Here is a 9,910-nt window from a genome sequence, read left to right as displayed (position 1 = left end):
ACCCTGCATTTCCTGGCTCCAGTCTTTCAGACTTCCGATGCTTCAGCTTCGGCCGCGACTCCTTCAATTACCAGGCCGTCGGCAACCTCGAGCTGACCCCACAGGAACGTTCGGGTTTGTTCGTGACCGGTAATTTTGATATCACCGACAACGTCACCGCCTATGTCGACGCCTTCGCCAACAAGACCCGTTCGGCCTCGCAGATTGCTCCGCTGCCGTTCGACGGCTTGTCCGACGGAATCTCACTTTCAAAATATAGCCAATACAATCCATTTGGAATTGAAATCCAAGATATCCGCTTGCGCCTGAGCCGTCTGGGCAACCGCCGTTATGAATATGTCACTGATGTTTCTCAATTGAATGCAGGCCTGAAGGGCGATTTCGCCGGTACTTCCTGGTCTTGGGATACCAACATCAGCTATGGAAAAATAAAACAGAACAATGATAATCAGGGCTATATCGATTATGTTGCGCTGGAAAAGGCACTTGGTCCCTCGCAAGGTGGCGTCTGCTACACCGACGGCACATTCACCACTCCGATTCCGGGCTGTACACCGATCGATTTCGTCGGCAACTTCGATCCGAATTCGGCGGCAGGTCAAGCACAGCTGGCTGCATTAGGCGCAATCGGCTTGGATGTGTTGCACAAGCAGGTTGAAACCCAAAAAGGCTTCCAAGCCAACTTCAGTGGTGATCTGTTCGAAATCGGCGGTCGCACCGTGCAGGCTGCGGTAGGTTTGGAATACCGCAAGAACGCACTGGAATTCGACCCGTTTGATGCCGCTATCGTCGATCCGAGCGCGGATTATACCTGCGGCATCTCTTCGGAGCTGTGTACTGCTCCTACTAAGGGTAACTACACCGTGAAAGAAATCTATGGCGAAGCCTTGATTCCGATTACGGATACCTTCAATGCCTCGTTCGGTACTCGCTGGTCGGATTACTCGACCTTCGGCAGCACCATCAACAGCAAACTGGGTCTGGAATGGCGACCTTCTGAACAGCTGCTGTTCCGTGGCACCTACGCCGAAGTATTCCGCGCGCCGACTATCACAGATCTTTATGGCGGTTTAGCAGCAGCATCGGATGGCTTTACTGATCCTTGTAATGGAATTTCAGCACCGGGCGGTGGCATTTCAACAAATCCGGCTTGTAATAATGTCCAGATGGTAAACTCGAATTTGCCCGTACAAAATGATCCTACGCAACCGAATTATAATCCGTCATTCTCCCAGACGGATTCTCAGCTGAATGCGATTAAGGGCGGTACTGACACTCTGAAACCGGAAGAAGGAACGGTAATCACCGTCGGTTTCGTCTACGAACCGTCCTGGTTCGACGGCTTCTCGACTACTGTTGATTTCTGGAATGCCAAACTGGATAACGCCATCGGCACCATCGGCACCCAGAACATCCTGAATGCTTGTTTCAGCAGTACCGCCGCCAACCCATCGCCGGTGTGTTCGATGTTCAGCCGTCGTCCGAGCGGAGAAGTCGAAATCCTGTTCGATCGCCGCGTAAATGTCGGCAAATACGACACCTCCGGCGTCGACATCGGCTTCAAGTACCGCAAGGACACCTCGTTCGGCAAGTTCCGTGCCAGCCTGGACGCGACCTACCTCGACAAGTTCGATGTGGACGTTATCTACAATGGCGAGTTAATCGCTCAACAGCAAAACGCCGGCACCTTCCTGTCCTCGGCCAACGGCGGCATGGGCAACTACAGCCAATGGCGCGCCTTGGGCAACCTGGGCTGGAGCAAGGACATCTTCGACGTGTCCTGGACTATGCGTTACGTTGACGGCTTCACGGTCGGCAGCACCGAACCGGACGGCACCTGTGCCAACCTCGGTCTCAGCCCAGGCAGCGCGGGTTGCCAGTTCTCAATTGGCGCCTACACCTACCACAACCTGCAGTTCGGGGTCAGCATCGACAAAGTCAAGTTCCGTCTGGGCGTCGACAACGTGTTCGACAAACAGCCGCCGATCCTGTACCAGAACAACTCGCTGAACGGCAACACCGACGAACGCACCTTCGATACCGTCGGCCGTTACTACTGGTCGAGCCTGACCGTCAACTTCTGATAAGCCACCATCGGAAACCGAAACCGCAGCCTCCGGGCTGCGGTTTTTTTTCGGGCGTTGCTGATACACTCTGGGTACCCACAGGGAGGCTCACCATGCGATTTACAGCCCTTTTGCTCCTGCTCCTGACCTTGATTCCGGCAGCCCATGCCGACGATGGCCATGCCGCGCTGCACCGCCTGTTCGCCGAGGAATGGGAACGCGGGTTGCGCGAAAGCCCGGAAAACGCCGCCTACAACGGCGACATGCGTTTCAACGACCGCTGGTCCGATCTGAGCCTGAAGGCGATTGCCGACAGCGAGGCCGCCGACCGTGCGGCCATGGCCCGCCTGCATGCCATCGACCGCAAGGCACTGAGTGCGCAGGACCAGCTCCATTACGACACCTTCGAATGGCTGCTGAACAAAGACATCGAACGCCAGCCGTTCCGCGAATACCTGATGCCGATGACCCACCAGGGTGGCGTACAGACCGCTGACGGCATCACCGAACTGCTGGCATTCAGCACCGAAAAGGATTACCGCGACTGGCTGGCACGCATGGACGCCCTTCCGGTTCTGATCGAGCAGACCCTGGCGCTGATGCGTGAAGGCGTGCGCAGCGGCCGGACGCCGCCGAAGGCGATCATGACCCGGGTGCCGGCGCAGATCGCGGCACAGCTCGTCACCGACCCGGAGAAAAGCGGATTCTTCGCGCCGTTCAAACGCTATCCGGAGTCGTTCACGGACGCGCAGCGCGCGGCATTGTCCAAAGAAGCACGTACGCTCATCACCGGGAAAATCGTGCCGGCCTACGCGCGTCTGGGCGAGTATTTCAATGCCGAATACCTGCCGGCCACGCGCAGCAGCATAGCCGCCACCGATCTGCCCGATGGCAAGGCCTACTACGATCTGCTGGCGCGTTATTACACCACAACCGCACTCAGTGCCGACGAGATCCACGGCATCGGTCTGAAGGAAGTCGCCCGCATCCGTGCGCGCATGGAAGCGGTCAAGGCGGAAACCGGATTCAAAGGCAGCCTGCCGGAATTCTTCAGCTTTCTGCGCAGCGATCCGCGCTTCTTCTATACATCGCCCGAAGCTCTGCTCGAAGGCTATCAGGCGATGTCGAAGCGCATCGATCCGGAGCTGGTGAAGGTTTTCGGCGTGCTGCCGCGATTGACCTACGGCGTCCGGGCGATACCGGCCAGCATCGCCCCCGATACCACCACCGCGTATTACCAGGGCGGCGCCACCGACGGCACCCGCCCGGGCTATTACTACGTCAATCTGTACAAACCGGAGGTCCGGCCGAAATGGGAAATGCTGCCGCTGAGCCTGCACGAAGCGGTGCCCGGTCACCACTTCCAGTTCGCGCGCGGCATGGAGCTGCCGGAAATGCCGATGTTCCGGCGTACCGCCTACTTCGTGGCCTACGGCGAAGGCTGGGGCCTGTATGCCGAACAGCTGGGCTACGACATGGGCCTTTACGATGACCCCTATGACCGCATGGGCCAGCTGACTTACGAAATGTGGCGCGCCGTACGCCTGGTGGTGGATACCGGCATGCATGCCAAGGGCTGGACGCGCCAGCAGGCCATCGATTACTTCAAGGCCAATGCGCCGAAAACCGATCAGGACATCGTCAACGAAATCGACCGTTACATCGGCACGCCCGGCCAGGCGCTGGCCTACAAGATCGGTCAACTGAAGATTTCCGAACTGCGCGCACGCGCACAGGGCCGGCTGGGCGCCCGTTTCAATTTACGCGCCTTCCATGATGAGGTGCTCGGCACCGGTTCGGTTCCGCTCGACACCCTGGAAAAACACATGGATGCCTGGATCGCGGCGCAGGCAGCTCAGTAACCGAAGCGGGCCATCCACGGCGCCAGATGCGCCATCACTTCAGGCGTGAAGTGCTGGCGATAGGCCTGCCAACGTCCGATGGATCGGGCGTTGACCGGCTCCACTACCTGCTGATACGAGGGCGTCTTGATGGCGCCTTTGTCTTTGGCGCGCTCGGTGAACGCCAGCAAGGCATCGTGCCAGGGCAGTTGCAGGAAATCGAACAGGGCGCGTGCGCGGCCTTCGGTATCGGCCACCAGGTCCTCGTATTTCCAAGTCAACACCGGCAGCTGCAGTTGTCCGGCCGCGGCGGTCCAATGTGCGAACACACGGTCGTACATGCGCGCGGTGCTTTCCAGGGTTTCGAACGTCAGCGCAAAGGCCGGCGCACGGAAATTCTGCATGTAGCAGCTCAGCACCACGTCGCAGGGGTGGCGCACGGCGAGGATGACGCGGCTGCGCGGAAACAGGTTCTGCAACAGCGGCAGGCGCACCATGTTCAGCGGGTTCTTGTCGACCGCTCGCCGCAATCCGGCTTCGGTAACCACGCCGGCGACTTCCGCGAAATACCCGGCGCGCGCCTCACTCGCCTGCGCCGGCGTCAATGCCGTCAGCGCCGCTCCGACATCGTTGCCTTCGGCATCCAGCCGGCGAACCACATGCTGCAGAAACGGCTGCTCATCGAACGACACCAGCGCCGGATGGGCATCGAGTAATTGTTCGAGCAATGTGGTCCCCGAGCGCGGAAAGCCGACCACGAACACCGGATCATGATGTGCATCGGCAACATGCAGGGCGGGGTTCCAGGGCGGCACCGGCTGCTCGAGCACGGCGAAGGCTTCGGTGCTGTCCTGCAGGGCCGGATGACTGCGGCCGACCAGGGTGCGGCGGTGCTGATGTGCGGCCTGCAGCGCCGCCATCGCGGCATCGGCCTCGCCGCACTTGTCCAAGGCCGCCGCGTATTCGAATTGCAGGCCGAGATGCAGCACCGGATCGGCATGCGGGGCCGTCAGGATGCGTTCGAACAGCACACGGGCCTTGGAATAGTCCTTGCGGCGCATGGCCATCTTGGCCTGCATTTGCAGGAAGTTGTCCAAGAGCTTGGGATGATGGCTCACGGCAGTTTCATGCAACGCGGACTGCAACGCCTCGGCCTCGGTCAGGCGGTTGGTGCGTTCATAGGCCATCACCAATCCGATGCGGGCATCGATGGCGAGATCGGCATCCTGCACCGGCGTACTGAACTGGACGATGGCCTGCGCATACCATTGGCCGCGGAACAGCAGATAGCCCAGATCGATGCGTTGGCCTTCGCTCAGGGGCCTGGCCTGCAGATGTTCGGCGAGCTGCTGCGCTTCGGGCCAGCGGTCCTGCGCCTGCAGAATACGCAGCTGCAGCAACGGAAATTCGGCATCGGCCGGATCGCGCGCGATGGCGGTTTCGATGTGCCGGCGCGCCAGTTCCAGTTGCCCGTCGGCGGCATAGGCGCGTGCCAGCCCGAAATGCAGGGCCGGTTCGGTGGCACCGAGCAACAGGGCCTTCTGCAAGGGTTCAAGCGCTTCGCGTTCGCGTTCCAGTTCGCACAGACAATTGCCGAGATTCGACCAGTGCGCCGGATTGCCGGGCTCATTGGCACACAGCCATCGGTATTCCGGCAGCGCCTCCTGCGGGCGTTGTGACAGACTCAATGCCACGGCGCGCAATGCCCGCCAAGGCAATGGCGGCGCACCCGCAGCCGCGGCGCGTTCGGACCAGGTCAGAACCTCGGCGGTACGGCCCATGGCCAGGGCCTGATAGGCGTCCTGCAGGCTCGGCACGGGCGGCGGCGCTTCGGTCATGGGAAAAGGGGTTATGATTGGCAGAGCACTCTGGGAAGACTAGTTTACCGTGAACACGCCGATCGAAACCGACCGCTTGAGCCGCCACATCCAGGTGTTCGATGGCGCGTTCAGCCCGGAGCTGTGCCAAAAAATGCTGGACTCCTTCCATGCCCTGGCCCGCTTCCAGCGCCCGAACGGACGCGGCGTCCGGCCGGGTCATGAGGACAGCGGCTGGACCGAGCTGAACCTGGATCCGCTCTCGGATGCCGCGTTCCGGGTGATGATTCTGGAAAACATGCATCGGCATGCGGCGCTGTACAACGAGACGCTGAAGCTGCCGATTCCCGTGCCGATGACCGACAAAATCAGCGAGCTGGTGATGAAGCGGTACCGCACCACGGGCGAAGAAGGCTTCCAGCTGCATTTCGATTCCATCGGTCCGGTCGCGCACCGCTACCTGGTGTTTCTGTGGTACTTGAACGATGTCGAAATCGGCGGCGGCACCGAGTTTCCCGAGCTCGGCATCACCGTGCAGGCCAAAGCGGGGCGCCTGGTGATTTTTCCCCCGTACTGGATGTTCCAGCACATCGGCCAGAAGCCGGTCAGCAACGACAAGTACATCCTGTCCACTTACTTCCTGTTCTGATCATGGACGATTTCGCGGCATTGACCGAACGCAACCGGCAGATCAGCAAGGCCATGATGCAGTCGGTATTCGAACTGGCCTGCGATCTGTCGGGGCTCGGCCCGTTTCCCGAACAGGCGGCCAAGGCGCGCGGCGCGGCGCCGGTGCATGCACGGCTGATGCAGATCCAGCAGCTGATCGAACAGCTGCGCGCCGATCTGCAGGGGCTTCGCGGTCCGTATCTGATGCAGCAGCTGCAGCGCCTCGGCGTGGACCAGCACAGCCGCGGTCTGCAATTGCACATCGGCAGCGGCCCATACGTGCTCGACGGCTGGATCAATCTCGATGTGTTCCCGGCGCAGCTGTCGACCAATGTGCTGTGGGGCCTGCCGTTCGTGGACGGCCAATGCCGTTACGTGTTCCTTTCGCATCTGCTGGAACATCTGTTTTACCCGACCGACGCCATGGCACTGCTGCAGGACATCCACCGTATTCTCGCGCCCGGCGGCGTGGTACGCATCGTGGTGCCCGATATCGCCCAGTGCATCGCCGCCTACCAGAACGGCGATACCGCTTTTTTCCGCGACCGCATCGAACACTGGGGCGCGGGCGACGGCCAGGCCACGCGTCTGGAACACTTCCTGGCCTATGCCGGTGCCGGACCGGATCCGGCCTGGCTGTTCGAAGCACATAAATTCGGTTACGACCTGGAAACACTGACGCGGGCCCTGCAGCGCGCCGGTTTCAAGACCATTGTGCCTTCGACATTCATGGCCAGCAGCCATGCCGCGCTGCGCGTGGACTCGCTGTTCATCGAAGCCATCAAGGAATAAGCATGTCGGCACTGAACCACGCCCTGCTCGAACAGGCCCGGCGCTACGCCGAAAACGGCGATGCCCAGGCGGATAAAGCCTTCGCGCTGGTGCTGGAAAACGATGCGTTCAACGTCGAGGCGCGCACGCATCTGGCGCGCGCGGCCATGCAGGCCGGCAACCCGGAGGCTGCTCTCGATCATCTGAGCGTGGCGGTCCGGGTCGCGCCGGCCAAGGCCGCGCTTTGGCGTAATCTGGGCCTGGCCCGGATGGCACTGGAACACTGGCCGGAAGCGACTGCGGCCTTCGAACAATGCCTGCAGCTGGTACCGATGATGCATGCCGCGCGCCTGCATCTGGGGCAATGTCTGGAGCGCCAGGACCGTCATGATGAAGCGACCAAAGCCTATCTGCAGGCGCTGAGCGAGGCGCAACGCGCCGGGCTCTGGCTGGATGACGCCACGACGCCGCCCTGGCTGGCGGAACCCATCGCGCATGCGGTCAGTGTTGCCAACCGCGGCCGGAACGAAATCCACGACGCCCTGATGGCGCCGTTGCGCGCCCGTTTTTCGACACAGGAACTGGCGCGTGTGGAGTTGGCCGTGCGCGGCCTGCTTGGTTTCGAGGCCGTACAGTCACCACATCCGAAGCAGCAGCCGACCTTCCTGTATTTTCCCGGACTGCCGGAAGCACCGGTGTTCGATCGCGGCCTGTTTCCCTGGTTCGATCACTTGGAATCGGCGTTTGCGGCAATCCGCGATGAAGCGGCGGCGGTGCTGCAGGCGCGCGGCGGTCTCTCCCCGTTTCTGGACCTCGGCGAAAACGACCGCGCCGCCGATTATCTGGGCGGCATGCAGCCGGCCTGGGACGCCTACTTCTTCTACCGGCACGGCCGGCATTACGCCGAAGAGCATGCCGCCTGTCCGCGGACCTCGGCAGTGCTGGAATCGCTGCCGTTGGTGCGCATCGCCGATCATGCGCCCGAAATCTGTTTCTCGGTGCTCGGCGCCGGCAGCCATATCCTGCCGCATTACGGCACCAGCAACATCCGCTCGGTGGTGCATCTGCCGCTGATCGTGCCCGAGGATTGCGCGCTGAAGGTGCTCGACAGCGAAATTCCCGGCAAGGCCGGCACCTGCTTCGCGTTCGATGACACCTATCTGCATGAAGCCTGGAACCGCAGCAGCGCGCCGCGCGTCATCCTGCTGATGGATACTTGGAATCCGCATCTGACCGGGATCGAGAAAATCGCCTTGGCCGAAATTGTGGCCAAAACCGGCCACCTCAACCGTGCCTGAGCTGCCGGATGGCCGGACGGTGAGCGCCTGTCCCTGCGATCCTTCAAGGACGCTGGCCGCGTGTTGCGGACCCTATCATGCCGGCACGCCGGCGCCTGACGCGGAATCCCTGATGCGCTCGCGCTATAGCGCTTATGTTCTGGGCCTTACCGACTATCTGCTGGCAACCTGGCATGCCGGCACCCGACCGGCCGCGGAAACTCTGGTGATGGACAAGCGCCTACGCTGGCTCGGATTGGAAATCCGGGATGCAAAAGCCACCGGGCCCGATCGGGCGCAGGTTGAATTCATCGCCACCTACAAAGACGGCGGCTTCCCGGCACAGCGGCTGCACGAATGCAGTGATTTCATCCTCGAAAACGGCCGCTGGTTTTATCTCAGCGGAACGTTCCGCTAGCCCGGGTTATTTGCCGAGCCACGCTTTGCGCAGGGCCAACTGACCGGCTGTCGCCTTGTCGTTGAACTGCAGTTTCATCGCGGCGCCGTCCTGGGCTTTCGGTGTCAGTACGGTGCTGGCTTTGGCATCCCGGCGGAAATAGTCGATGTTCAGTGCGCCGCCGCCGAGCTGCTGGCTGCGTGCCGCGAAATTCTTCGCGCTCAAGCGCTTGCCGTTGACCGCAATCAGGGTGTCGCCGGCGGTGATGCCGGCCTTCCAGGCCGGGCCGTCTTTTTCCACCGCCGTCACTTTCGCGAACATGCCGTCTTCGCCCGGCGCCACGCTCAGGCCCCAGGCATAAAAGGGTTTGCCGTCATCGGGTTTCTTGTCGGCCACGAAATCGACGCCGGCCTCCTTCAACAGCGCCAGCACCGGCAGCTCTTCGGTACCGGTCACATAACGGTTCCAGAAGTCCTGCCAGCTGCGGCCGGACACCTGCTGCAGCAAGGCCAGCACGTCGGCTTCGGTAAATCCGCCTTGGGAAACCTTGTGTTTCTGCCAGAGTGCGCGGTGCACATCGGCCAGGCTTTTTTTGCCGCCGCTTTCCTTGCGCAGGATCAGGTCCATGGCCAGCCCCAGCATTTCGCCTTTCGGATAAATGCTGACCGAGGCATTGGCATGACGGTCGCCCTCGGGCTGGATCCACTCGTCGAAGCTCGATTCATTGGCGCTCTGCTCGAAGCGGCCCGGCGTGCGCAGGTAAGCATCCAGCGTATTGGAGACATCGCCCAGATACTGCTTTTCATCCTGCACGCCGGCGCGCAGGGCGATCAGATTTTCGAAGTAGCTGGTGTGACCTTCAGAAATCCACAGCAGCTTGCTGTGGTTTTCTTTCTGGTAATCGTAGGGCACCATTTCGGCCGGGCGATAGGCTTTCACGTTCCAGGTATGGAAGAACTCATGGGCCGCGGTGCGGGCGAATTTCAGATACTCGCTGCGCGGCTGGAAACTCCAGCGTTCGGTCTGGATGACGGTCGAATTCATGTGCTCGGTGGCGCCACGGGCGCCGTCG

Annotated in this window: 8 protein-coding genes; 6 read left to right on the top strand and 2 right to left on the bottom strand. The window is 61.3% G+C overall.

The features are described 5' to 3' along the window. Both Q0W88_RS10015 and Q0W88_RS10010 read left to right on the top strand, forming a co-directional pair. Window positions 1-2,084: TonB-dependent receptor (locus Q0W88_RS10015; RefSeq protein ID WP_297803075.1), on the top strand; the 2,084-nt coding region annotated here is incomplete at its 5' end. Between the two features lie 95 nt (window positions 2,085-2,179). Continuing rightward, window positions 2,180-3,928 (top strand): DUF885 domain-containing protein, encoded by a 1,749-nt coding sequence (locus Q0W88_RS10010; RefSeq protein ID WP_297803072.1) that lies wholly within the window; start codon window positions 2,180-2,182, stop codon window positions 3,926-3,928. Here Q0W88_RS10010 and Q0W88_RS10005 read toward each other — a convergent pair. Beyond that, complete coding sequence (locus tag Q0W88_RS10005; RefSeq protein WP_297803069.1) at window positions 3,922-5,745, bottom strand: tetratricopeptide repeat-containing sulfotransferase family protein; 1,824 nt, start codon at window positions 5,743-5,745, stop codon at window positions 3,922-3,924. The two genes, Q0W88_RS10010 and Q0W88_RS10005, sit on opposite strands and share 7 nt — an antisense overlap. A gap of 49 nt (window positions 5,746-5,794) precedes the next feature. Between Q0W88_RS10005 and Q0W88_RS10000 the strand changes: the two genes are divergently transcribed. The 4 genes from Q0W88_RS10000 to Q0W88_RS09985 are packed head-to-tail and all read left to right on the top strand — an operon-like array spanning window position 5,795 to window position 8,859. Next, window positions 5,795-6,373 carry a 2OG-Fe(II) oxygenase gene (locus Q0W88_RS10000; protein ID WP_297803066.1) on the top strand — a complete coding sequence of 193 codons (579 nt, stop codon included), beginning with the start codon at window positions 5,795-5,797 and terminating at the stop codon, window positions 6,371-6,373. A gap of 2 nt (window positions 6,374-6,375) precedes the next feature. Then, the gene (locus Q0W88_RS09995) at window positions 6,376-7,185 is read left to right on the top strand and encodes a methyltransferase domain-containing protein (protein ID WP_297803063.1); all 810 of its coding nucleotides are present in this window, start codon (window positions 6,376-6,378) and stop codon (window positions 7,183-7,185) included. 2 nt (window positions 7,186-7,187) lie between these two features. Beyond that, entirely contained in the window at window positions 7,188-8,462 is a 1,275-nt protein-coding gene (locus Q0W88_RS09990) for an aspartyl/asparaginyl beta-hydroxylase domain-containing protein (protein WP_297803060.1), read from the top strand. Window position 8,463: 1 nt separating this feature from the next. After that, entirely contained in the window at window positions 8,464-8,859 is a 396-nt protein-coding gene (locus tag Q0W88_RS09985; RefSeq protein ID WP_297803078.1) for a YchJ family metal-binding protein, read from the top strand. A 6-nt stretch (window positions 8,860-8,865) separates the two neighbouring features. On the opposite strand, the gene Q0W88_RS09980 is transcribed toward Q0W88_RS09985, so the two are convergent. Further along, the coding region (locus Q0W88_RS09980; protein WP_297803058.1) for a PDZ domain-containing protein at window positions 8,866-9,910 on the bottom strand (1,045 nt) is incomplete at its 5' end.

This window comes from Arenimonas sp. GDDSR-1, from assembly GCF_025980345.1.
In the GTDB taxonomy this organism is placed as follows: Bacteria; Pseudomonadota; Gammaproteobacteria; order Xanthomonadales; family Xanthomonadaceae; genus Arenimonas.
Note: the sequence above shows the minus strand (reverse complement) of the source record. Positions and strands in the feature narration are given on the sequence as shown.